Source organism: Streptomyces sp. NPDC002779 (assembly GCF_042888685.1).
GTDB lineage: Bacteria > Actinomycetota > Actinomycetes > Streptomycetales > Streptomycetaceae > Streptomyces.
This window is the reverse complement of record NZ_JBIAQC010000011.1, coordinates 174254-199804: the sequence shown is the minus strand read 5'-3', so window position 1 is coordinate 199804 and position 25551 is coordinate 174254. Positions and strand designations below refer to the sequence as shown.

At 71.2% G+C, this 25551-nt stretch carries 10 protein-coding genes; all 10 read left to right on the top strand.

Translation table 11 applies throughout. From position 1 onward, the window contains the following. Positions 1-135 precede the first annotated feature (135 nt). The 10 genes from ACFYW5_RS28670 (at position 136) to ACFYW5_RS28625 (ending at position 25466) form a co-directional block, all read left to right on the top strand. Entirely contained in the window at positions 136-429 is a 294-nt protein-coding gene (locus ACFYW5_RS28670; RefSeq protein ID WP_389419982.1) for an acyl carrier protein, read from the top strand. Then, entirely contained in the window at positions 422-6496 is a 6075-nt protein-coding gene (locus tag ACFYW5_RS28665) for a type I polyketide synthase (RefSeq protein ID WP_389419981.1), read from the top strand. The genes ACFYW5_RS28670 and ACFYW5_RS28665 overlap by 8 nt, the downstream gene beginning before the upstream one ends. A gap of 2 nt (positions 6497-6498) precedes the next feature. Further along, positions 6499-13161 (top strand): thioester reductase domain-containing protein, encoded by a 6663-nt coding sequence (locus tag ACFYW5_RS28660; protein ID WP_389419980.1) that lies wholly within the window; start codon positions 6499-6501, stop codon positions 13159-13161. Between the two features lie 121 nt (positions 13162-13282). Continuing rightward, positions 13283-14791: an MFS transporter gene (locus tag ACFYW5_RS28655; protein WP_389419979.1), complete on the top strand. Its 1509-nt coding sequence runs from the start codon at positions 13283-13285 to the stop codon at positions 14789-14791. A gap of 237 nt (positions 14792-15028) precedes the next feature. Further along, a complete protein-coding gene (locus tag ACFYW5_RS28650; RefSeq protein WP_389419978.1) occupies positions 15029-16780 on the top strand; it encodes an NAD(P)/FAD-dependent oxidoreductase in 1752 nt (583 codons plus the stop codon). Positions 16781-16796: 16 nt separating this feature from the next. Next, positions 16797-18452 carry an NAD(P)/FAD-dependent oxidoreductase gene (locus ACFYW5_RS28645; RefSeq protein WP_389419977.1) on the top strand — a complete coding sequence of 552 codons (1656 nt, stop codon included), beginning with the start codon at positions 16797-16799 and terminating at the stop codon, positions 18450-18452. A gap of 115 nt (positions 18453-18567) precedes the next feature. Continuing rightward, positions 18568-20067, top strand: coding sequence for an FAD-dependent monooxygenase (locus ACFYW5_RS28640; RefSeq protein ID WP_389419976.1), 1500 nt, complete (start codon positions 18568-18570; stop codon positions 20065-20067). 168 nt (positions 20068-20235) lie between these two features. After that, positions 20236-21972: an NAD(P)/FAD-dependent oxidoreductase gene (locus ACFYW5_RS28635; protein WP_389419975.1), complete on the top strand. Its 1737-nt coding sequence runs from the start codon at positions 20236-20238 to the stop codon at positions 21970-21972. A gap of 56 nt (positions 21973-22028) precedes the next feature. Then, complete coding sequence (locus ACFYW5_RS28630) at positions 22029-23708, top strand: NAD(P)/FAD-dependent oxidoreductase (protein WP_389419974.1); 1680 nt, start codon at positions 22029-22031, stop codon at positions 23706-23708. Positions 23709-23783: 75 nt separating this feature from the next. Further along, positions 23784-25466: a hypothetical protein gene (locus tag ACFYW5_RS28625; RefSeq protein WP_389419973.1), complete on the top strand. Its 1683-nt coding sequence runs from the start codon at positions 23784-23786 to the stop codon at positions 25464-25466. The last annotated feature ends 85 nt before the right edge of the window (positions 25467-25551 follow it).

Genomic DNA, 25551 nt, shown 5'->3' with positions numbered 1-25551 from the left:
GCTTCGAGAGGTGTGGGGCCTGCGGGCGCCCTCGGCAAGAGCGAGGACCGGCCACTCCCGCGCACTCTCAAGGGCGTCTTGAGTCCGTCTGCCTACCGTCGCTTTCGGCCGCACTTGAGGATGAGAGGTGCCACGGTGAGCGGACCTGCGAGGGAGATCACCCCCGAAGCGGTGGAGAACTGGCTGGTGGAGCAGATTGCACAAAGGACCCTGCTTCCACCGGCGATGGTGTCGGTCCACCTGTGCTTCGACGAGTTCGACATCGACTCCGCGGACAGCCTGGTGATCACCACGGCCCTGGCGGACTGGCTCGGCGACGAGGTTGACCCGCGTGCACTGGTACGTCATCCGACGATCCGGTCGCTCGCCGGATACCTGGCCGGTCGACGGAGCCAGGTCACAACGGGAGGTACACCGGTCCATGGCTGAGAACCGACGGTACGAGCCGCGCCCCGACGACATCGCAGTCGTCGGGGCCGGTTGCCGCTTCCCCGGCGGCGTACGCGACCTCGACGGGCTGTGGCGGGTGCTGATGGACGGCGTGGACGTCATCACGCCGGTACCCGCCGACCGCTGGAGCGACGACTTCCACCACCCCGACCGGCACAACCCCGGCACCACCTACTGCCGGGAGGGCGGCTTCCTCGACGAGATCGACCGGTTCGACGCCGACTACTTCGGCGTCTCCCCGCGCGAGGCCCGCGGCATGGACCCCCAGCAGCGGCTGCTGCTGGAGGTGTGCTCGGAGGCCATGGAGGACGCCGGGCTGCCGCGCGGCGGCTGGGAGGGCACCCGGACCTCGGTCCACATGGGCATCCTCGGCTCCGACTACCTGCTCCTGCACGCCCGGACCTCCGGGATCCAGGCCATCGACCCCTACTTCGCCTCCGGCAAGGAGTTCAGCTTCGCCGCCGGACGCATCGCCTACACCTTCGGGCTGCACGGTCCCGCGATGACCGTCAACACCGCCTGCTCCTCGTCGCTGGTCGCCGTCCACCTGGCTTGCCAGGCACTGCGCAACGGCGAGGCCGACACCGCGCTCGCGGGCGGCGTGAACGTGATCGTCGCGCCCGAGCTGTCCGTCTTCATGGGCAAGGTGCAAGCGCTGTCCCCGACCGGACGGTGCCGCCCCTTCGACGCCCGCGCCGACGGCATCGTCCGCGGCGAGGGCTGCGGCGTCGTCGTCCTCAAGCGGTACGCCGACGCCGTACGCGACCACGACCGCGTCCACGGGCTGATCCGTGGCTCGGCCGTCAACCAGGACGGCCGCAGCGCCGGACTGACCGCCCCCAACGCCCTCGCGCAGCAGGCCCTGCTGCGCTCGGCGCTGGCCTCGGCGTCGGTTGCCCCCGAGGAGCCGGTGTTCGTCGAGGCGCACGGCACCGGCACCCCGCTCGGGGACCCGCTGGAGATCTCCGCGCTCACCGAGGTGCTCGGCCGCACCCGGCCGCCCGAGGAGCCCCTGCTGGTCGGCTCCCACAAGGCGCACTTCGGGCACATGGACTCCGCCGCGGGCATCGCGGGCCTGCTCAAGACGATGCTGGTGCTCCGGCACCGCACGGTCCCGGGGCAGATCCACCATGTCTATCCGGCCCCGATGATCGACTGGGAGTCCTCCGGGACGCTGGTCCCGGTCGAGCACGTCCGGCTGCCCGGCGAGGACCTGCCGCTGACCGCGGGCGTGAGCGCCTTCGGGCTCTCCGGCACCAACGCGCACATCGTGCTCGGCAGCGCCCCGCAGCCCGCGGCCACCGACCTCCCGGACGGACCGCACACCCTGCTCATCTCGGCGACCACCGCCGAGGGGCTGCGCCGGCTGGCCGCCGACTACGGCGCCCGGCTCGCCGACCCGGTCGGACCGGCCGCGGCCGCCTCCGCCGTACGGCGCACCCATCTCAAGCACCGGATCGCCGTCGTCGGCAAGGACGCGGCCGAGATCACCGCCGCGCTCGCCGACGCCGAGGGCACCCGGGCCGCCGAGAACCCGCCGAAGCTGATCCATGTCTTCTCCGGGCAGGGCTCGCAGTGGCCGCGCATGGGCCTGGACCTCGCCGAGAGCGAGCCCGTGGTCCGCGACGTCCTCGACGACTGCGACGAACTGCTGCGCGCCGAGGCCGGCTGGTCCCTGTACGACGTCCTGCGCGACGCCGACCCGGCCCGGGTCAAGGCCACGGACGTCGCCCAGCCCGCGGTGTTCGCGGTCCAGGTTGCGCTCGCCCGGCTCTGGCAGTCCTGGGGCGTGCGCCCCGACGCGGTGATCGGCCACAGCATGGGCGAGGTCGCCGCCGCGCACATGTCCGGCGCGATCGAACTCGAGGACGCCGTACGGCTCGTGGCGCACCGCGGACGGCTGATGCACCGGGCCGCCGGCACCGGCCGGATGGCCAACGTCGAACTCGGCGCCGACCAGGTCCGCGAGCGGCTCGCCGCCCGCCACCCCGAGGTCGTCGTCGCCACCGAGAACGGACCCGCCTCCGTCGTCGTCGCCGGGCCCAAGGAGGCCGTGGAGAGCGCGGTCCGCGAGCTCGCCGACGACGGCGTCAACGTGGTCGCGCTCCCGGTCGACTACGCCTTCCACTCCCCGCTGATGCAGCCTTACGCCGACGAACTCGCCGACCTGCTCAGCGACTTGACGCCGAAGGCGCCGACCGTGCCGTTCCTGTCCACGGCCCTGCCGGGCCAGGAGGTCCCGCTCGACGCGGCCTACTGGAGCGCCAACCTGCGGGAGCCGGTGCGGCTGTGGCCCGTCGTCGACACGCTGCTCGCCGAGGGCGAGACGGCGTTCGTCGAGATCGGGGCGCACCCCGTCCTCTCCCGTCCGCTCCAGGCCTCCCTCGCGCACCGCGAGCGGCGCGGACCGGTCGTCTCCTCGCTGGTCCGGGGCCAGGACGGCCCGACCATGCTGGCCCGTTCCCGGGCCAAGCTGCACGAGGCCGGCGTCGAGATCGACTGGGCGGAGGCGCACGGCGCGCCGGTGCGCCCGGTGACCCTGCCGCCGCACCGCTGGGCCGACGAGCGGTTCTGGCTGGACGGCGTGGAGCGCGGCGAACAGGGCTCGGGCCCGGCCGACTTGAACGGCCTGCGGGCCGAGGTGCGGCTGGTGGACGCGAAGGGACGCGTGGTCGCGGAGCTCGGGGCGGACGCGGGGGCCGCGACCGCGGCGCCTGCGGCTGCCGCTCCGGCCACCGTCCCGGCTGCCGCCGCTCCCGCTCCGGCCGCCGTGGCCACGCTCTCCGCGGGGGAGCCCGCCGAGGCGCCGCCGTCCGCGCCGGTCGCCCATGGCCGGGAGCACGTGGCGTCCACGGTCCACGCCCAGCTGGTCAAGGTCCTCGGCCACGGGCCGCGCAAGCGGCTGCCGCGTACCCGGGGGTTCTTCGAGCTGGGCATCGACTCGATCTCGGTCGCGGAGTTCGCCCGCCGGGTGGCGGAGGAACTGCGGGTGCCGGTGGACGGTGCGGATGCGCTGGCGCACGGCACGATTGACGGTTTTACGGACTACATCATGACGTTGGTTCCGGAGCCGGAGCGCTCCGCTGTGAGTGCCGAGTCGGGTGGTGGGGCGGCTGCTGCGCCGTCCGGGCCGGTCGCGCAGTTCCCCGCGCCCCTTGGCGGTGCTGGTGAACCCGGTGATTCCAAGGAAGCGGTGACTGTCGCCTCCGCTGCCGAGTTCTCGGGCTCGGGGTCTGCCGAGGCCGATTCTGTCGCCGTACCCGAGCCCGCCCCCGCCTTCGACGGCGACGACGCCGTCGAGCCCATCGCCGTCGTCGGTATCGGCTGCCGCCTCCCCGGCGGTGTCGGAGGGCCCGAGGACTTCTGGCGGCTGCTCGAACAGCGCGTCGACGCCAGCGGTGACGTGCCCGCCCAGCGGTGGGACGCCGCGGCCCTCGACGGCGTACCGGCCCGCGGCTCCTTCCTCGGTGAGGTCGACGGGTTCGACAACTCCTTCTTCCGGATCTCGCCCCGCGAGGCCCGCACCATGGACCCGCAGCAGCGGCTGTTCCTGGAGGTGGCCTGGGAGGCGCTGGAGGACGCCGGGGTTCGCGCCGACCGGATCGGCGGCACCCGTACCGGGGTGTTCGTCGGCCTCAACACGACCGACTACCAGCAGCTGGTGACCCGCCGCGAGGCCGACGTCGACCTGTACTACGGCACCGGCAACTCCTTCAGCGCCACCGCGGGCCGCATCTCCTACTTCCTGGGACTGCGCGGCCCGAGCCTCGCCGTGGACACCGCCTGCTCCTCCTCCCTCACCGCCGTGCACCTGGCCTGCCAGAGCCTGCGCGCGGGGGAGAGCCGGCTGGCGCTGGCCGGCGGGGTCAACGTCATGGCGACCCCGACGGTGTTCCTCTCCATGGGCGCGGCCGGGGCGCTCGCCCCCGACGGACGGTGCAAGACCTTCGACGACTCCGCCGACGGTTACGGCCGCGGCGAGGGCGCGGGTGTGGTCATCCTCAAGAAACTCTCGACCGCCCTGCGCGACGGTGACCGGGTGTACGCGATCATCCGCGGCAGCGCGGTCAACCAGGACGGGGCCAGCGGCGGATTCACCGTGCCCAGCGGCACCGCCCAGGAAGAGGTCATCCTCACCGCGCTCGACCAGGCCGGAATCGAACCGCACGAGGTGTCCTACGTCGAGGCGCACGGCACCGGCACCCGGCTCGGCGACGCCGTCGAACTGCGCGCCCTGGCAGGGGCGTTGGGTACCGGCCGACCCGCCGACCGCCCGCTGGTGGTGGGCTCGGTGAAGACCAACGTCGGCCATCTGGAGGCCGCCGCCGGAGTCACCGGACTGATCAAGACGGTGCTGGCGCTCGGCCGGGAGCGCATCCCCGCCCAGCTCCACCTGTCCGAGCCGACCCGCCAGCTGGACTGGGCGAAGCTGCCGTTGGACGTGGCCGGGGACCCCGTGCCGTGGCCGCGCGGCGAACGGCCCAGGATCGCGGGCATCAGCGCGTTCGGCTTCACCGGCACCAACGCCCACGTCCTGGTCCAGGAGGCCCCGGTCCGGCCGGAGCCCCCGGCCGCGCCCCGGCCGGTACGGCCCTGTGTGCTGACCGTGTCCGCCGCGACCCCGGACGCCCTGACCGACGCCACGGCCCTGATGCGCGAGCGCGTCGCCACCGCCGACGCCGGCGAACTCGCCGACCTGTGCTGGACGTCGGGCGCCCGCCGAGCCCACCTCGCGCACCGGATCACGGCCGTCGGACGCAGCCGCGACGAACTCCTCGCCGCCCTGGACCGGGCCCGCCCGGTGCAGGCCCGCGACGAGGCATCGGTGCTGTTCGTCTACGGCCGCACCCCCGCCGACCTGACGGGTCACGAGGAGGCACTGGCCGGGGACCCGGAGGCCATCGAGGCCTACCGCACCACCCTCGCCGAGGCCCGCGAGGCGCTCCGCGCCGAACTGGGCGAACCCGAGGGCCCGGCGCACCCGGGCAGCGTGGAGCACGCCGGCGAGGTGTTCGCGGGCCAGCTCGCGACGACCGCCCTGTGGAAGGTGCTCGGCGTCGAGCCCGACGCGGTGGTCGGCTGGGACATCGGCGAGTACGCGGCCGCCGTGGCAGCGGGCGACCTCACGCTCGTCAACGCCGTACGGCTGCTCGCGGCCGGTGTGCCCGTCCCCGCGCAGTCCGACGGGGCGCGGGTGGCCCGCCACTCCGCCGCCGACGGCTGGAACGCGCTGGCCAACGAGGTCATCATGGCCGGCCTCGACGTGCTGCTCGACATCGGCACCGGAAGCCGCGCCATCCGCATGCTGGGTGCCGCCCTGGACGCGGCGGCGGAGCCGGGGGAGACCGTCCCGGTCCAGCTCACCGCGCCGCGCCGGCGCCAGCCCAGCGGCATCGAGAAGGCCTACCTCGGCCCGGTCGAGCTGCTGGAACTGGCGGGGGCGCTGCACGCCCACGGGGCGGGCGTCGACTGGGACCGGCTGGTTCCCGGAGCGCACCGCCCGGTACCGCTGCCCGCCTACCCCTGGCAGCGCAAGCCCTATTGGGTGGACACTCCCTACGCGGTGGAAGCCCGGCCGCAGGCCGAGCCGCAGCCCGCGGCCCCGGCCGCGCCGGGACCCGCCGGTGATCTCGCCGCCGAACTGCTCGCGCTGCCGCCCGACCGGCGGGAGGAGCGACTGGTCGACCTGCTGCTCAAGCTGGTCGCGCAGGTGCTCGGCGAGGAGGCCGATGTCTCGCCCGACCAGGGCTTCTTCGACCTCGGTATGGACTCGGTGCTCTCCCAGGACCTCAAGCAGCGCGCCGAACGCGAGCTGGGCCTCGAACTGCCCGGCACCGTCATGTTCGAGTGCCCCAATGTCACGTCCTTCGCCCGCTTCGTCCTCGACGAGGTGCTCACCGAACCGCAGGACCAGGCCGAACCCGTCGAGGCAGCCGCCCCGCAGGAGCCGGCCGAGGACCTGGATGACCTCGACGACGACTCCCTGCTGAGCCGTCTCGACGACGCGCTGGCGTCGTCCGAAGCCCTGTTGACCGAGGGAGACTGACCATGACGACCCCGGACTACCGGGCCAAACTCGTCGAAGCCGTCCGCACGATCGAGAAGCTCCAGGGCGAGCTGGCGAAGAACCGCAGCCGCCCGCTGGACGAGCCCATCGCCGTCATCGGGCTCGGCTGCCGGCTGCCGGGCGGCGCCAAGGACCCCGACTCGCTGTGGCGGATGCTGGTGGCGGGCACCGACACCATCCGGGACTTCCCGGCCGAACGCGGCGACGCGCAGGCGGTGTTCGACGACGACCCCGACCAGCCCGGCAAGGCGTACGTCACCCAGGGCGGCTTCCTCGACGAGCGCGTGGACCTGTTCGAGCCCGGCGTCTTCGGCATCTCGCCGCGCGAGGCCGTCGGCATGGACCCGCAGCAGCGGCTGGTGCTGGAGGTGGCCTGGGAGGCGCTGGAGCGGGCCGGGTACGCCCCGGACCGGCTCACCGGCAGCCCCACCGGCGTCTACTTCGGCGTCTCCACCACCGACTACGCCCGGATGCGCCAGAGCGAGGGCGACATCCGGGACGTCGACGCCTACCAGCTGGTCGGCGAGCCCAGCTTCGTCGCGGGCCGGATCTCCTACACCCTCGGCCTGATGGGACCGAGCAAGGTCGTCGACACGACCTGCTCCTCCTCCCTGGTCGCCCTGCACGAGGCCTGCCAGGACCTGCGCACCGGCGAGTGCGACATGGCACTCGCCGGCGGTGTCAACCTGATGCTGTCGCCGTACGGCTTCGTCATGATGAGCAAGTTCGGCGGGCTCTCCCCGGACGGCCGCTGCAAGACCTTCGACGCGGGTGCGAACGGCTATGTGCGCGGTGAGGGCGCCGGTGTGGTCGTCCTCAAGCGCTACTCCGACGCGCTGCGCGACGGCGACCCGGTGCTGGCGCTGGTCCGCGGCTCGGCCGTCAACCACGACGGACGCAGCAGCGGGCTCACGGTGCCCAACCCGGCCGCCCAGCAGGGCGTCATCCGCGGTGCCCTGGAGCAGGCGGGCATCGCGCCCGGCGACGTCGACTACATCGAGGCGCACGGCACCGGCACCGCGCTCGGCGACCCGATCGAACTGCGCGCCCTCCAGGCCGTGATCGGCCGCAACCGCCCGGCGGACAACCCGCTGAAGGTCGGCTCGATCAAGACCAACATCGGCCACCTGGAGTCGGCGGCCGGCATCGCCGGGGTGCTGAAGCTGGTCCTGGCCCTGCAGCACGGTCACATCCCGCCGCACCTGCACTTCAACGACCCCAACCCCAACGTCGACTGGGGCAAGCTGAACGTCGAGGTCACCAAGGACGGCGGGCCCTGGGACGCGGAGGGCGGCCGGCCCCGCGTCGGCGGCATCAGCAGCTTCGGCGCGAGCGGCACCAACGCGCACGCCGTCATCAGCGCGGCGCCCGTCAAGGCCGAGCCGCCGGCGTCCGCCGGGCCCCAGGTGCTGACCCTGTCCGCGCACTCCGCCGAGGGCCTCGCCGAACTGGCCGGGCGCTACGCCGGCCACCTCCGCGACAACCCCGGGATCCCGCTCGCCGACATCAGCTGGACCAGCCAGGTCGGCCGGTCCCGGCAGCGGCACGGACTTGCCGTCACCGGCGCCGCGGCGGGCGAACTCGCCGCCGCGCTGGAGGCGTTCGCGCGCGGCGAGCGGGCCTCCGGCACCGCGACCGCCGAACTGCCCGTCCACAAGCACCGCAAGACGGCCTGGCTGTTCACCGGCCAGGGCTCGCAGTACGCCGGAATGGCCCGCGGCCTGGCCGACGAGCCCGCCTTCCGCACCCCCTTCGACGAGGCCGCGGACCTGTTCGACGTCCATCTGGACCGCCCGCTGGCGTCCGTGGTGTGGCCCGAGCCCGGCCAGGAGTCGCCGGTCGACGACACCCGCTACACCCAGCCCGCGCTGTTCGCCGTCGAGTACGCGCTGGCCCGGATGTGGCAGTCCTGGGGTCTGAAGCCCAGCGGGCTGCTCGGGCACAGCATCGGCGGCATCGTCGCCGCCTGCATCGCGGGCGTCTTCGAACTGCCGGACGCCGTCCGGCTGGTCGCGGCGCGCGCCGCCCTGATGGCCGAGCTGCCCGCGGGCGGCGCCATGGCCGCCCTGGACTGCGACGAGGCCACGGCCCGCACGGCCATCGCCGGATACCGCGACACGGTGTCGCTGGCCGGGGTCAACGGCCCCTCCAGCGTGGTGATCTCGGGTGCCGCCGCCGACGTGGACGCGGTGCGCACGGCGCTGGAGCGGCGCGGGATGCGCACCACCCGGCTCACCGTCAGCCACGCCTTCCACTCCCCGCTGCTGGCGCCGATGCTGGCTCAGTTCCGCGCGGTCGCCGAGTCGCTGACCTACCGGATGCCGGACCTGCCGCTGGTCTCCGACCACACCGGACGCGCCTGGACCGCCGAGGACTGCGGCCCGGAGTACTGGGTGCGGCACGCGGCCGGCACGGTCCGCTTCCACGACGGCCTCACCGCGCTGCACGCGGAAGGGGCCCGCACCTTCCTGGAGATCGGCCCCGCCCCGGTGCTCAGCGGCATCGGGGAGCGCACCGGCCTGGACGGCGACTGCCTGTACGTGCCGTCCCTGTACAAGCCGAGGGCCGGCGCACCCGAGGACCGCACCGCCGTCCAGCGGGCGCTGGGTCTGCTGCACCTGCGCGGCGAGACCGTGGACTGGACGGCGGTGCACTCGGGTTCGGGACGCACTCCGCGCCGGGTGGCCCTGCCGGTCACCCCCTGGCACGGCGAGCGCTACTGGTTCGAGGAGCGCCGTGCGGCGCCCCGGGCTGCCGCCGCCGGCACTCCGGTGCCGCAGGCCGGGATCCGGCTGCACAGCGCCGTACCGACCTATGAGCTCCAGCTGGACGAGCCGGAGTGGGACCGCTACGCGCGCACCGACTCCGACGGCCTCAGGTTCCTGCCCGTCGGCTCGCTGGGCCGGGCGGCGCGGGCGGCGGCCGCGGACGCGCTCGGCGGGGTGTGGTCCTGCATCGAGCAGCTCGACGTGTTCCAGCCGCCGCCGATGGACCGGGCCGGGCGGGTGCTGCAGATCACCGTCAACAAGGACGACGACGGCTGCGCGATCGTGGAACTGCACAGCCAGACCCCGGCCGAGGCGGCCGCCGGAGCACCCTGGACGCGGCACGCCCACGCCGTTCTGCGGCGCCGGGCGAGCACCCGCTCGCGGCACTCCGGCAGCTCGGCGCCGACGCTGGCCGGGCAGGAGTACCGGGACGAACTCCACTACGAGACGGCCTCGTTGTCGGACGCCCTGATCGGTGCCGTCGTCTCGGCGCACCGCGGTGACGAGGGTGTGCTGGTGGCCCTCGGTCTGGACAGCGGGGAGACCGCCGACCACGCCGTGCAGGTCTTCGACGCGGCCGTGGCGGCCGTGTCCTGGGACGCGGGGCTGAGCGAGGCGGGCTTCGCCGGGCGGATCACCGAGGCCACCCTCGAATCGCTGGACCGCGCCCGCTACGTACGGGCCATCGCCCAGAGCGGCAAGGAGCCCGGCACGGTCTGCGGCAGCGTCGACCTGTTCGCCGAGGACGGCGCCTACCTGGGCGGCATCCGCGATCTGACGGTCGTCAGCCGGACGGCGTCCGCCGCGGCGCCCGCCCCGGCGCCCTGGCGGGACCCGGAGGAACTGCTCACCCGGCTGGAATGGCACGAGATCGAACCGGCCGCCGCCGCACCGGACCTGTCCGGCCAGGGCTGGCTGCTGGTGCCCGACCGCACCGGAACCGCCCGCCGGCTGGCCACCGCGCTGCGGGCCCGGGGCGCGCACTGCCGGATCGAGGAGTCCGGCGCCCCCGACCTGGACGACTGGCTGCGCGAGCTGCCCGACGGGGTCGCCCCGCACCGGGTGGTGCTGCTGACCGGCCTGGACGCGCCGCGCCCGGACGCCGCCGACGCGGACTCGCTCACCGCCTTCCGGGACCGCGCCGAACTGGCCGCCGTCGCCCTCATCCAGGGCCTGACGGCCCGCGCGGCCTGCACGAAGACCGGGCTCAGCCTGGTCACCCGGGGTGCCGTGCCCGCCCTGGCGGAACAGGGCGTCACCTCGCCCTTCGCCGGGACGCTCTGGGGTCTCGGCCGGGCGATCGCGCTGGAGCACCCCGAGCACTGGGCCGGCGCCGTCGACCTCGACCCGGGGCCGGGGGAGAGCGACGAGGGCGCTGCGCTGGTCGCGGCGCTCGCCGACACGGCTGCCGAGGACCAGCAGGCGCTGCGCGGCGAGAGCCGCCGGGTGGCGCGGCTGGTGAAGTTCCCGCTGACCGCCGAGGAGCTCGGGCGCCGGCCGCGCATCGACCGGCAGGGCACCTATCTGATCACCGGCGCGTTCGGCGGCATCGGCCAGGCCCTCGCCCGTCGGCTCGCCGACAGCGGCGCGGGCAAGCTCGTCCTGCTCGGCCGCACCCCGCTGCCGCCCCGCACCACGTGGAACGACCCCGAGCTGACCGGATCCGTCCGGGAACGCGTCGACTTCGTGTCCGCGCTGGAGGAGACCGGGGTGCTGGTCGACGTGGTCGCGGCCGACGTCAACGACATCGAGGACATGCTGCCGGTGATCCAGGGCCTGGCGACCGGCCTGATGCCGCTGCGCGGTGTGGTGCACGCGGCCGGCACCTCGGTCCCGCAGTTCCTGCGGGACATACCGGTGTCGGACCCGAGCGACTACGACGCCGTGTGGCGGCCCAAGGTGGTCGGCGGCTGGCTGCTGCACCAGCTGACCGAGGGACTGGAGCTCGACTTCTTCCTGGGCTTCTCCTCGATCGCCGCGACCTGGGGCTCCCAGCACGTCACCAGCTACGCCGCCGCCAACTCCTTCCTCGACGCGCTCGCCGAGTACCGGCGCGCCCAGGGCCTGACCGCGCTCACCGTGAGCTGGGGCCCGTGGGAGCTGACGTCCAATCTGTTCGGCGCCGACGTCGTGGAGTTCCTGACCTCCACCGGTCTGCGCATGCTCTCCGCACCGCAGTGTCTGCGGCTGCTGGACGCGCTGCTGGCCGGTGACGCGCCGCAGGCGGTGGTCTGCTCCGCCGACTGGTCGGTGTACAAGCCGGTCATGGAGGCCCGTGCCGACCGCCCGGTGCTGCGCACGGTCGAGATCGACGAGGGCACCGGCGGGGGCACGTCCACGGCGGTGCTGGAGGCCGTGCAGGGGGCCGACGCGGCAGGCCGTACGGCCGTGCTGACCGGTTATCTCCAGCAGGTGCTCGGTGAGGTGCTGGCGGTGGAGCCGGAGTCGGTGCTGCCGGAGGCGGACGTGATGTCGCACGGCCTGGACTCGCTGATGGTCATGGAGGTCGTCAAGCGCTGCAAGGGCGATCTGGGCATCAGCGTGCGTCCGAGCCAGTTCTTCGAGCGGACCGCGCTGGAGGACTGGGTGCGGCTGCTGGACACCGAGCTCGGCGGCGAGGGCGAGGCCACGCCGCAGCCGACCGCGGACTGGACGGAGCCGGCGCTGATCGCGGCCGACGTCGTCCTGGACCCGGCGATCGTGCCGGCCGGACCGGTCGGCGAGGGCTACACCGACCCGACCGACGTGCTGCTCACCGGCGCCACCGGCTTCCTCGGGGCCTACCTCCTCGACGAACTGCTGTCCACCACCGACGCCACCGTCCACTGCCTGGTCCGCTGCGACGCCCCGGAGTCGGGCCTGGCCCGGATCCGGCGGAACCTGGAGCAGTACCTGCCCTGGCGGGAGGATGCCGCGGACCGCGTCAAGGTCGTCCCCGGCGATCTGGCCAAGCCCCGGCTCGGCCTGGCGGACGCGGAGTTCACCCGGCTCGCCGGCACCCTGGACGCGATCTACCACAACGGCGCCTGGGTCAACTTCTCCTACACCTATGAGCAGTTGCGGCCCGCGAACCTGATCGGCACCCAGGAGATCCTGCGGCTCGCCTGCGCCGGCCCGGAGCAGATCCCGGTCTCGTACGTGTCGACGTACGGCATCTGGGGCATCCCCGCCGACGGCCGGACCGTGATCGGCGAGGGGGACGACATCCTCGGCGCCGGCAAGCTGGTGACCGGGTACGTGCAGACCAAGTGGGCGGCCGAGCTGCTGGTCCGCCAGGCGCAGGAGCGCGGTATCCCCGTCGACATGCACCGGCCCGGCCGGGTGCTCGGCGACTCGCGCACCGGAGCCTGCCTGACCACCCACTTCACCACCCGGGTGATCAAGGGCTGTGTGCAGCTCGGGATGGCTCCGGATCTCGATCTGGAGATCGAGATGACCCCGGTCGACTACGTCACCTCGGCGCTGGTGCGGATCTCCCGCGGAGCGCACGCGTGGGGGCTGACGTACCACCTGGTCAACCGGCGCAAGGCGGCCTTCAAGGAGCTGCTGTCCGCGATGGAGCGGCACGGCTGGGAGTTCCGCACGGTGCCGGTGGAGCAGTGGTGGCGGGGGCTGCAGGAGTCGTTCGGCGTCAACGACAACGAGCTGCACCCCGTCATGGGGGTGGTCGAGGAGTTCGTCGTCGGCGGCGAGGAGGCCATCGACTACGACGCCACGAACACCGTCCAGGCCCTGGTGGGCTCGGGAATCGCTTGTCCTCCGCTCGATGAGTCACTGCTGTCGCTCTACTTCGAGTGGATGGTCCGAACGGGGTACTTGCCTGCACCGTCGAGCAGGGAGAATAATTCATGGCAGGATGAATCCATCAACGGGTGAATTCATGACGCGGTGAGGTCACGCTCCAGGAGCAGGCCGATACCCGCCCGGCCGAGCCACAGTCCCTTGCCCTATATTCAGGGTCTGCGGAATATAACGACGGAGAAAGGCATCTCCCCCCATGACCACATCCGAAGACCGGGTCCCCGGCGGTGGCGCCGTCGGAGCGGCCCCGTTAGCGAACCCCAAGCGCTGGACGGCTCTCGTCTTCATCTGCCTGGCCCAGCTGATGGTGGTTCTCGACATCACGATCGTGAACATCGCGCTGCCGGAGATGCAGTCCGACCTGGGCTTCTCCAATGAGAACCGGCAGTGGGTCGTCACCTCATACACCCTCGCCTTCGGCAGCCTCCTGCTGCTCGGCGGCCGGATCGCCGACTACACCGGCCGCAAGCGGGCCTTCCTGATCGCCCTGGCGGGCTTCGCGATCGCCTCCTGCCTCGGCGGCGCGGCGCCCAACGTCGAGATGCTGCTCACGGCGCGTGTGCTGCAGGGTGTCTTCGGCGCCCTGCTCGCCCCCACCGCGCTGTCGCTGATCTCGGTGAACTTCACCGACCAGAAGGAACGCGCCAAGGCGTTCAGCATCTTCGGCGGCATCGTCGCCAGTGGTGCCGTCATCGGTCTGCTGCTCGGTGGCTTCCTCACCGAGTACATGGACTGGACCTGGTGCATGTACGTCAACGCGCCGATCGCCGTGATCGCCGCGCTCGGTGTGCTGTACCTCGGTCCGGAGCAGCGGGCAGCGGTGCGCGCGCGGATGGACATTCCCGGCGTGCTGCTGGTCACCACCGGTCTCGTCGCCATCGTGTACGCGTGCAGCGAGGCCGAGTCCGAGGGCTGGGGCTCCGGCCTGGTGCTCGGCCTGTTCGCCGCCGGCGCGGTGCTGCTGCTGGCGTTCGTCGCGGTGGAGGCCCGTTCCTCGCATCCGCTGCTGCCGCTCGGGGTGATCAGCGACCGTACCCGGGGCAGCTCCTACCTCGCGGTGGGCATCGCGATGATCGCCATGCTCGGCGCGCTGTTCTTCCTGACGTTCTACCTCCAGCTGGTCAAGGGGTACTCCCCGGTGGAGACCGGTCTGGCCTTCCTGCCGCTGCCGGTCGGCGTCGGCATGTTCGCCGGCGGTGTCTCCACCAAGCTGATCCCCAAGGCCCCGCCGCGCGCCCTCGTGGTGCCCGGCATGGTCATCGCGGCCTGCGCACTGTTCTGGCTGGCCGCGCTGGACCCGGGCTCCGGCTACTGGACGATGGTCGCGCCCGCCCTGTACGTCCAGGGCGCGGGCATGGGTCTGGTGATCGCCACCGCGATGAACTACGCCACCTACCGGATCGCCGACGAGCACGCGGGCGTGGCCTCCGGCACCGTCAACACCGCTCAGCAGATCGGTGGTTCGATCGGTACGGCGCTGCTCAGCACGCTGGCCGCGGACGCGGCGGCGGAGTACCTCGCGGATCACTCCTCGGGGGGCAAGAACCCCGCGGTGGTGCACGAGGCGATGACCGAGGGCTTCACCACCGCGTTCACCTGGGCCGGCGCGATCATGGCCTGCGGTGCGGTGGTCATCGCCGTGCTGATGAACACGCCGAAGCCGCGGCCCGGTGAGGCCTCGGCGCCGGTGGCGCACATGGGCTGACGTTCCCGTACGGCCTCGGCGGCCGGCCTCCCCCTCGGGGGAGGCCGGCCGTTTTTTGTATGCCGTGTGCGCCCTTTGTGGGCGCGGGGTGAAGGTTTAATATGGGCGATTTGTCATCGTCAATGCAGTTGCATGCATTAATGGTTAACATGACCTGTATGTGACCAGACTTCGAGGTCACGCTTCTACCTTGGCCGCATCAGAAGCCAGACGGCGCAATCGACCAAGGAGAGGCTTATGTCAACTGACGCCCTCCGTCCCAAAAGCCCCACCTCACCGCAGTACGACGTGGCCATCCTGGGGTCCGGCCTGGCCGGCACCACGCTGGCCGCCTGCCTCGCCAACAACGGTGCGAAGGTGCTCGTCCTCGACGCGGGCACCCACCCGCGCTTCGCCATCGGCGAGTCCACCATCCCGTACACGTCGATGATGATGAGGCTGGTCAGCGAGCGGTACGGCGTGCCCGAGGTCAAATGGCTCACGACCTTCGAGGCCGTGCAGTCGAAGATCTCCACCAACTGCGGTGTGAAGCGCAACTTCGGCTTCCTCTACCACCGCGAGGGCGCCCGCCAGAACCCGCTGGAAACCAGCATGTTCCCGATCCCGAAGATCACCCACACCGAGAACCACTTCTTCCGCCAGGACACCGACGCCTGGATGCTGAACGTGGCCATCAAGTACGGCGCCGAGGTCCGCCAGCAGACGAAGATCGTCGACGTCGACATCGACGACACCGGCGTCACCGTCATCCCGGACCACGGCGACCCGGTGCGCGTGAAGTTCATCGTGGACGCCAGCGGCCACCGCTCCCCGCTGGCGCAGAAGTTCGGCCTGCGCGAGGAGCCCAGCCGGCTGCGCCACCAGTCGCGCTCGCTGTTCACCCACATGATCGGTGTGAAGCCGTACGAGGACACCCTGCCGAAGGGCACGCACCACAACCCCAGCCCGTGGAGCGAGGGCACCCTCCACCACATGTTCGAGGGCGGCTGGATGTGGGTCATCCCCTTCGACAACCACCCGCTGGCCACCAGCCCCCAGTGCAGCGTGGGCCTCAACCTCGACCCGCGCATCCACCCCACGCCGGACTGCTCCCCGGAGGAGGAGTTCCGCAACTTCATCGCCAAGTACCCCGACATCGCACCGCAGTTCGAGGGCGCGGTCGCCACCCGGGACTGGGTGCGCACCGGGCGTCTGCAGTACTCCTCCAAGCAGACCGTCGGCTACCGCTGGTGCCTGACCTCGCACGCGGCCGGTTTCGTGGACGCGCTCTTCTCGCGCGGTCTGTCCAACACCATGGAGATCATCCACGCCCTCGGCTGGCGCCTGCTGGACGCCATCAAGGAGGACGACTTCGCCGAGGAGCGGTTCTCCTACGTCCAGGAGCTGGAGCAGGGCCTGCTCGACTTCAACGACGACCTGGTCGCCAACGCCTACACCTCGTTCGGCAGCTGGTTCCTGTGGAACGCCTGGTTCAGGGTGTGGTCGCTCGGCCAGATCCTCGCCACGTTCGAGATCAACCGCGCCTACGCCACCTTCCTGAACGACCGGGACCCGGCCGGACTCGCCCGTCTCGAGCGCCAGGCCCCGGACGGCGCGATCCCCGACTACGCCCCCGTCCGCCGGCTGCTGAAGAACGTCAGCACGCTCGTGCAGGAGGTGCAGAAGGGGAACGCGGACCCGCGGCAGGCCTCGGAGGAGATCCTCGCGCAGCTGCGCGCCGCCGACTTCGTCCCGCCCGCCTTCGGTCTCGCCGACCCCGACAACCACTGGACGGACGCCTCCACGGTCAAGGTCCTGCAGACCTTGCAGTGGGCGAAGAAGAACGCCCCGGACGAGATCGGCGACCTGGTCTACGACGGTCTCACCCTGTTCCTGCGCAAGCGGTTCGACAAGGAGGAGTTCAAGGTCACCGAGGAGCTCAAGCACATGGCCGCGTACTGGCCTGTGATCGGACGAGTCATCAAGCACCGGAACGCCAGCGCGAGCTGACCACACGGGGAGTGAAATGAAGCAGTCGAGCGACACCTACGATGTCGTCATCCTGGGCACGGGCTTAGCCGGCTCCGTCCTTGGCGCGATCCTTGCCAAGGCCGGAAACAAGGTCCTGCTCCTGGATGCCGGGTCCCACCCGCGGTTCGCGATCGGTGAGTCGACCGTCGGCTACACACTGGTCCACCTGCGGATGCTCGCCCACCGCTACGGCGTGCCCGAGATCGGTCACCTCGGCAGCCTGGAGGAGTGCAATCAGTACATCAGCACGACCTCCGGGCTGAAGCGGCACTTCGGCTTCATGATCCACCGGGACGGCGAGGAGCCGGACCCGCGGGAGATCAACCAGTTCCGGCTGCCGAAGGTCCTGCACCTGGCCAGCCACTACTTCCGCCAGGACATCGACCAGTACCTGTTCCACGTGGCGCTGAAGTACGGCTGCCAGGCGCGGCAGAACTACCGTGTCGAGAAGGTGGACTTCGACGAGAGCGGCGTCACGGTCATCGGCGTGGACGGCACCACCCACCGGGCCCGCTTCGTCGTCGACGGCAGCGGCTTCCGTTCCCCGCTCGCGGAGCAGCTGGGCCTGCGGGAGGAGCCGACCCGGCTCAAGCACCACGCCCGGTCGATCTTCACCCACATGCTCAACGTGGACCGGGTCGACGACCATGTCCGCATGGGCCCGGACGACGTGCCGCCGCGGCCCTGGCACGAGGGCACGATGCACCACATGTTCGACCGCGGCTGGTTCTGGATCATCCCGTTCGACAACCACCCGAAGAGCACCAACCCGCTGTGCAGCGTCGGCCTCCAGCTCGACCCGCGTCGCTACCCCAAGCCCAGCGACATGACGGCCGAGGAGGAGTTCTGGCACCACGTCGACCGGTTCCCGCTGGTGAAGCGGCAGCTGGCCAGGGCGCGCAGCGTCCGTCCCTGGGTCAGCACCGGGCGGCTGCAGTACTCCTCGAAGCAGGTCGTCGGCGAGCGCTGGGTCCTGCTGCCGCACGCGGCGGGCTTCGTCGACCCGCTGTTCTCCCGCGGGCTGTCCAACACGGCCGAGATCCTCAACGTGCTGGCCTGGCGGCTGATCAAGGCGCTGAAGCGGGACGACTTCGACCCGGCCCAGTTCGCCTACGTCGAGCAGCTGGAGCAGAACCTGCTCCACTTCAACGACCGCCTGGTCAACTCGGCCTTCATCAGCTTCTCCGACTACGACCTGTGGAACGCGGTCTTCCGGATCTGGAGCTACGGCTCCCTGCCCGGTGCCTTCCGCGTCATCCACGAGGACCTCAAGGCACGCCGGCAGCACGACCCGGACATCTGGCGGGGCATGGAGGACGTGCCGAACCCCGGTCTGTGGTGGCCGGACAAGCCGGAGTACCGGCAGATCTTCGACGAGATGGCCGACTTCTGCGAGGCCGTCGAAGCCGGTGAGATGAGTTCCCAGGACGCGGCCGACCAGCTGTTCGCCAAGATGCGCCAGGCGGACTGGATCCCGCCGTCCCTGCAGATCGCCCAGCGCGACGTCCGGTTCATCGACCCGAACCCGGCACGGCTGCGCAAGATGCTGCTCTGGTCCCGCACCAAGGCGCCCGCGGACATGCGGCCGTACATGGTGGGCACCGCCGTCGAGGCGATCAAGCACTTCGTGAAAGGCAAACGAATCTTCTGAGCCCCTCCACGGGCTCGGCCACGGTCGGCGGGACCGCGCGTCCCGCCGACCGGTCCGCCGGCCGGTCGCATGATGCGAGGCAGTGCTCGGAGAACGGTCGAGAAAGGTCATTGCTTTGGACGAGAAGACCACCGCATTCGACGTGATCGTCGCCGGCGCGGGCCCCACCGGTCTGATGCTGGCGGGTGAACTCGCCATGGCCGGCGTGCGCTGCCGGGTCGTCGAACGGCGGGAAGACCGCACCCGGGAGTCCCGGGCCCTCGGACTCCACGGACGGACCATGGAGGTCCTCAACATGCGCGGGGTCGCCGATGAGGTGCTGGCCCGCGCCAATCCGATTCCGCAGGTGAGGGTGTCCCTCGGCGGCTCCCTCTTCGACATGGGCCGACTCGCCACGGACTACGGCCAGTTGACCATCATCCCGCAAGGGGAGACCGAGGAGATCCTGGAGAAGCGCGCCACGGAGCTCGGGGTGGTCGTGGACCGCGGGGTCGCCCTGACCGACTGCCGGCAAGAAGGCACCGTCGTCCGCTGCACGCTGGAGCAGGACGGCCGGGTATGGGAGGAGAGCGCCTCCTGGCTGGTCGGCTGCGACGGCTCGCGCAGCCGGGTGCGGGAGGCCATGGGCGCCGAGTTCACCGGCGCGACCTACCCGTACACGATCATCGTCGCCGATGTGAAGCTGGGCACCCCGCTCGACGACCAGCTGCTGATCCGGGTCGGCCGGGCCGGGCTGGTGGTGGCGACCGACTTCGGCAACGGCTGGTACCGCATGGGCGTGATCGACCGGGAGAAGCCCTGGTCGGACGAGCCCGTCACGCTCCAGGAGGTCGACCAGACCCTGGCCAAGCTGTTCGGCAAGGACATGCGGCCCAGCGAGCCGCTGTGGACCTCGCGCTTCCACATCCAGGAGCGGCAGGCGTCGTTCTACCGCAAGGGGCGCATGCTCATCGCCGGTGACGCCGCCCACGTCCACTCCCCGCTCGGCGGACAGGGGCTCAACCTCGGTATCCAGGACGCCATGAACCTCGGCTGGAAGCTGGGCGCCGTGGTCAACGGGCGGGCCGCCGACGACCTGCTGGACACCTACGCGCTCGAGCGGCGCCGGGTGTCCCAGGGCGTGATCAAGGTGACGGACCTGGCCACCCGCATGATGACCTCCGACCGGCTGCCCGAGCGGATCGCCCGCAAGGCCGTGATGTCCGTGGCCAGCCGGGTCCGGCCGGCCCACCAGCTCGCGGTCGGACATCTGTCCGGCATCGCCACGCGGTACCCGTCGATGGCCGCCGCCGTCGGGGCGTCGCCGCTGGCCGGCACCCGGGTCCCCGACCTGGAGATCAGCGGGCACGGCGCCCCGCTCCGGCTCCACGAGGCGCTGCGCCACGGCGGGTTCGTCCTCGTCGACGGCGGTACCGGCGGGCCGCTGCTGCCCTCGGTCCCCGAGACGGACCGCAATCTCCTGCGCCTCAATGGCCGAATCGTCGCGGGTCCCGGGCCGTGGCGAGGAGTCGAAGTCGTCCTGATCCGCCCCGACGGCTACTGCGTCTGGGCGGGTTCGCGTACGCGCGCCCGGCACGAACTGACCAACGCCTATTTCCGCTGGATCCAAGGCTGACCAGGCACTGAGACCCGTTTCGGGGTGCCGCCGCCCGGCCGCGGCGGCGGCACCCCGCGGACGCCGCCGGGCCGATGCCCAGGGGCCCTGAGCGGTGGCTGAGTGGGGCTTGAGTCGGTGGCCCTAACTTGCCCGAAACGGATGCCCGGATCGACCAAGGAGAGGCTCATGCCGACTCGCTCGAAGCACCCCACGTCGCCGCAGTACGATGTGGCCATCCTGGGGTCGGGTCTGGCGGGTACCACACTGGCCGCCTGCCTCGCCCGCAACGGCGCCAAGGTGCTCGTCCTCGACGCGGGCACCCACCCCCGTTTCGCCGTCGGCGAGTCGACCATCCCGTACACCTCGATGCTGATGCGCCTCGTCAGCGAGCGCTATGACGTGCCCGAGATCAAGTGGCTCACCACCTTCGAGTCCGTGCAGTCGAAGATCTCCACCAACTGCGGTGTGAAGCGCAACTTCGGCTTCCTCTACCACCGCGAGGGCGCCCGGCAGAACCCGCTGGAAACCAGCATGTTCCCGATCCCGAAGATCACCCACACCGAGAACCACTTCTTCCGCCAGGACGTCGACGCCTGGATGCTGGCCGTGGCCATCAAGTACGGCGCCGACGTCCGCCAGCAGACGAAGATCGTCGACGCGGAGTTCGACGACGACGGCGTGACCGTCATACCGACGGCCGGGGACCCGGTGCGGGTGAAGTTCGTCGTCGACGCGAGCGGACACCGCTCCCCGCTGGCTGAGAAGTTCGGCCTGCGCGAGGAGCCCAGTCGGCTGCGCCACCAGTCGCGCTCGCTGTTCACCCACATGATCAATGTGAAGCCCTGGGAGGACACCGTCCCCAAGGGCAGCCACAAGAACCCGAGCCCGTGGAGCCAGGGCACCCTGCACCACATGTTCGAGGGTGGCTGGATGTGGGTCATCCCCTTCGACAACCACCCGCGCGCCACCAACCCGCTGTGCAGCGTGGGCCTCAACCTCGACCCGCGGATCCACCCGACGCCGGACTGCTCCCCCGAGGAGGAGTTCCGCAACTTCATCGCCAAGTACCCCGACATCGCACCGCAGTTCGCGGACGCCATCACGGTCCGGGACTGGGTGCGCACCGACCGGCTGCAGTACTCCTCCAAGCAGACCGTCGGCTACCGCTGGTGCCTGACCTCGCACGCGGCCGGGTTCGTGGACGCGCTCTTCTCGCGCGGCCTGTCCAACACCATGGAGATCATCCACGCCCTGACCTGGCGCCTGCTGGACGCCATCAAGGAGGACGACTTCGCCGTCGAGCGGTTCGAGTACGTCCAGGAGCTGGAGCAGGGCCTGCTCGACTTCAACGACGACCTGGTCGCCAACGCCTACACCGGCACCAAGAGCTGGTTCCTCTGGAACGCCTACTACCGCTCCTGGGTGCTCAGCCAGGCGCTGGCCACCTTCGAGATCAACCGCGGCTACGCCCGCTTCCTGGAGAACCACGACCCGAAGGTCCTGGAACGCCTGGAGCGCCAGGCGCCCAACGGGGCCATCCCCGACTACGCGCCGGCGCGCGAGCTGCTCAAGGCCATGAGCGAGACGATCCAGGACGTCCAGAACGGCCGCCGCGAGCACCGGGAAGCCTCCGACCACATCATGGGGCTGCTCGGCAAGGCCGACTTCATTCCGCCGGTGTTCGGCCTGGACGACCCCGACGTCCACTGGACCGAGGTGAACCCGCTCAAGCTGGCGAAGACGCTGCGCTGGGCGCGGACCAAGGCCCCCAAGGAGATCGGTGACCTGACCTGGGAAGGGCTCACGCTCTTCATGAAGAAGCGCTTCGACCGCGACGAGTTCCAGCTCGCCGAGGAGCTCAAGCACATGGCCGCGGGCTGGCCGGTGATCGGACGGGCCTTCCGGGTGCCCGAGCCCGAGTGACCGCACCCGAACCGGATCCCGAAGACCAGCAGCCCGACAAGCCAGAGGAGTTCCCCGTGTCCGACAGTCCCGCCCTGGTCAGTGGCCCGGCGCCGGTCTACGACGTGGCGATCCTGGGGTCCGGCATCGCCGGCTCCATGCTCGCCGCCGTGCTGGCCCGCAACGGCGTCAAGGTCCTGCTCCTGGACGCCGCGGCCCACCCGCGCTTCGCCATCGGCGAGTCGACCATCCCGTACACCCTGGTGTGCCTGCGCACCATCGCCGAGCGCTACGACGTGCCGGAGATCAAGACGCTGGCCACCTTCACCAACAGCACCAAGCTGCTCGGCCCCAAGTTCGGTGTGAAGAAGCACTTCAGCTTCCTGCTGCACCACGAGGGCCAGGACCAGGACCCGCAGGAGGTCAACCAGTTCGGCACCCCGGGCCTGCTGCACGAGGCGAGCCACCTGTACCGCCAGGACACCGACGCGTACATGTTCCATGTGGCCCTGAAGTACGGCGCCGACTCCCGGCAGAACTTCCGGGTCGCCGACGTCGACTTCGACGACAGCGGGGTCACGCTCAGCACGGCCGAGGGCGAGCAGTACCGCGCCAAGTACGTCGTCGACGCCAGTGGTTACCGCTCGCCGCTCGCGGACAAGTTCAACCTACGCGAGGACCCCTGCCGGTTCGCCCACCACTCCCGGTCCATGTGGAACCACATGACCAACGTCCGCAAGACGGACGACCTGTTCACCCACCGCAGCGCCGCGGACACCCCGCCCTCGCCCTGGTACCAGGGCACGGTGCACCACATGTTCGAGCGCGGCTGGTTCTGGGTGATCGGCTTCGACAACCACGAGATGTCCCGCAACCCGCTGTGCAGCGTCGGCCTCACCCTCGACCCGCGCAAGTACCCCAAGTCCGCGGACATGACGCCGGAGGAGGAGTTCTTCTCCTACGCCGAGCGCTTCCCGGACATCGCCCGCCAGTACGAGGGCGCCCGCGCGGTGCGCAACTGGGTCTCCACCGACCGGCTCCAGTACTCCTCGCGGCAGTGCGCGGGCGACCGCTGGTTCCTGCTGTCGCACGCGGCCGGCTTCCTCGACCCGCTGTACTCGCGCGGTCTGTCCAACACCGCCGAGGCCATCAACAGCCTCACCTGGCGGCTGCTGGAGGCCGTCAAGGACGGCGACTATTCCCGCGAGCGCTTCGACTACGTCGACAAGATGCAGCAGGGCCTGTTCGACTACAACGACTCGCTGGTCAACGCCTCCTTCATCTCCTGGAGCGACTACGACCTGTGGACGGCCGTCTACCGGATGTGGGCCTGGGGCGCCAACGCCGGTACCTACCGGCTCTCCGAGGGCCTGTTCAAGTACTTCAAGGACGGCAGCGAGCAGCACTTCAAGGACCTGGAGAAGGCCCCGCACCTCGGCCTGTACTGGCCGGACCACGACGGCTTCAAGGAACTGTACGACCTCATGATCAACCAGGTGCTCGACTACGAGGCCGGCCGGACCACCGCGCGCGAGGCCGCGGACACGATCTACGAGCAGCTTGAGACCGTGAACTTCGTGCCGAAGAACTTCGGCTTCTCGGAGCGCAAGCTGCGCTTCATGATCCCCGGGCCCAAGACGATCCTGAAGACCGCGCGCTGGCTGCACACCGAGGCCGACCCGGTCGTCAAGCGGATGATGACGGGCAACGGGCGGGAGGCCGTCAAGGCGAAGCTGCGCGGCAAGCGCATCTTCTGATGACGCGTTCGGCGCCGGTCCCGGTGGGACCGGCGCCCACGCGCGTCCAGGGAGCGAATGAGGGGAGTTGAACCCATGAAGATCAACCGAACCGCCCCCGCCGGCGAGCGCGCGGCTCCTCCCGCGGATCCCCGGGAGAGGTACGACGTGGCCGTCCTGGGCGGCACCATGGCGGGCGGCCTGCTCGCCGCGGTGCTGGCCCGCCAGGGTGTACGGGTGCTGGTGGTGCCGAGCGCCGAGGACCGCAGCGAGCCCTCCGGCGAGACCACCGTGCCCTACACGGCCGAGGTGTTCCTGCTGCTGGCCAAGCGTTTCGACATCCCGGAGATCGCCGCGTTCGGGCTCTTCCCGGACCTGCCCGCGGAGGTACGGCGGGACAGCGGCGTCAAGAAGAGCCTCGGCTTCCTCTACCACCGGCCCGGCCGGCGGCAGAACCCCGAGGAGAGCGTCCAGTTCAACGTGCCCGGCGAGCACGCCGAGTGGCATCTGGAGCGGCGCACGGTCGACGCGTACACCCAGCGCATCGCGCACCGGTACGGCGCCGCGGTGCTCTCGCACGGGGTGCAGGCGACCGACGCGTGGACCGAGGACGACGGGGCGCGGATCGAGACCACCGACGGGCATGTCTGGAAGGCCCGCTACCTGGTCGACGTCAGCGGTCCCGGCTCCTTCCTGGTCGCCAAGAACGGCGGCGACGACCCCGAGCCGCGGCTCGGACTGCGCTCACGGGTCATCGCCACCCACATGACCGGGGTGACGCCGTACGAGGACGTGCGGCCCACCGCGGACTACCCGAAGGCCACCGCCTGGTCCGAGGGCACCGTCCACCATCTGTTCGACGGCGGCTGGGTCCAGCTCGTCCGGTTCGACAACCACGCCCAGGGCGCCAACCCGGCCACCGGCGTCACGCTTAGCCTCGACCCCGAGCGCTGGGCGCATCTGCCGGAGGACCCCGAGAAGGCGTTCCGGACGGTCGTCGAGCAGTTCCCCGACCTGGAGAAGCAGTTCACCGACGCCACCGCGGTCCGGCCGTGGACCACGGCCCCCCTGTGGCAGCGGACGGCCTCGCGGACGTACGGGGACCGCTGGTTCGCGCTGGAGCGGACGGCCGCGCGCAACGACCTGTTCCTGTCCCGGGACGTCACGATGGCCACGGAAGTGGTGCACGCCCTGGCGAGCGCCCTCGTCCCGGCCGTGCGGCGCGACGACTTCGGCACGGCGCCGTTCGCCCGGGTGGCGGCCTTCCAGGACGACCTGAACACCTTCAACGACCGCTGGCTGCGCTGCGCGCGCATCGCGAGCCGGGACTTCGAGCTGTTCAACGCCTTCTCCCGGGTGTGGCTGCTGTGGCAGATCCTCGCGGACCTGTCGCTCAAGCGGGCCCGGCTGGACTGCGAGTCGAGCGCCGGCGGCCGGGACTGGACGCCGGTGGAGCGGTTCGAGCTGGGCGGCATCTGGTTCCATGTGCCCGAGGGCCTGCGGGGCGTCATCGACCGCTCGCTGCGGGCCATCGAACGCGTCGGCGACGGCGAGGTCTCCCCGGCCCCGGTGGCGGACAGCATTTTCGCCGACCTGCGCCGGGAGAAGTTCATCCCCCCGCTGTACGCCTTCGGTGACCCGGCGGCCAAGGTCTACCACTTCACGATCCCCAAGCGCCTGAGGATGCTCTGGTGGGTCAAGACCGCGGCCCCCGCGGACTTCCGCCGGCTGCTGACCCGCGACAACGTGACCTCGGTGACGTCGGCGGCATCCCGCTGACCCGACCGATCCCGACCCGGCACGCCGCTCCCTCACCAAGGGGGCGGCGTGCCGGCGTACGGGGCAGTCCGGCACCGGGTGCCGG

Bases quoted from the DNA above. Each gene is read 5' to 3' on its own strand.
- ACFYW5_RS28645 (WP_389419977.1), top strand. From the start codon at position 16,797: ATGAAGCAGTCGAGCGACACCTACGATGTCGTCATCCTGGGCACGGGC.
- ACFYW5_RS28655 (WP_389419979.1), top strand. From the start codon at position 13,283: ATGACCACATCCGAAGACCGGGTCCCCGGCGGTGGCGCCGTCGGAGCG.
- ACFYW5_RS28625 (WP_389419973.1), top strand. From the start codon at position 23,784: ATGAAGATCAACCGAACCGCCCCCGCCGGCGAGCGCGCGGCTCCTCCC.
- ACFYW5_RS28635 (WP_389419975.1), top strand. From the start codon at position 20,236: ATGCCGACTCGCTCGAAGCACCCCACGTCGCCGCAGTACGATGTGGCC.
- ACFYW5_RS28660 (WP_389419980.1), top strand. From the start codon at position 6,499: ATGACGACCCCGGACTACCGGGCCAAACTCGTCGAAGCCGTCCGCACG.
- ACFYW5_RS28650 (WP_389419978.1), top strand. From the start codon at position 15,029: ATGTCAACTGACGCCCTCCGTCCCAAAAGCCCCACCTCACCGCAGTAC.
- ACFYW5_RS28665 (WP_389419981.1), top strand. From the start codon at position 422: ATGGCTGAGAACCGACGGTACGAGCCGCGCCCCGACGACATCGCAGTC.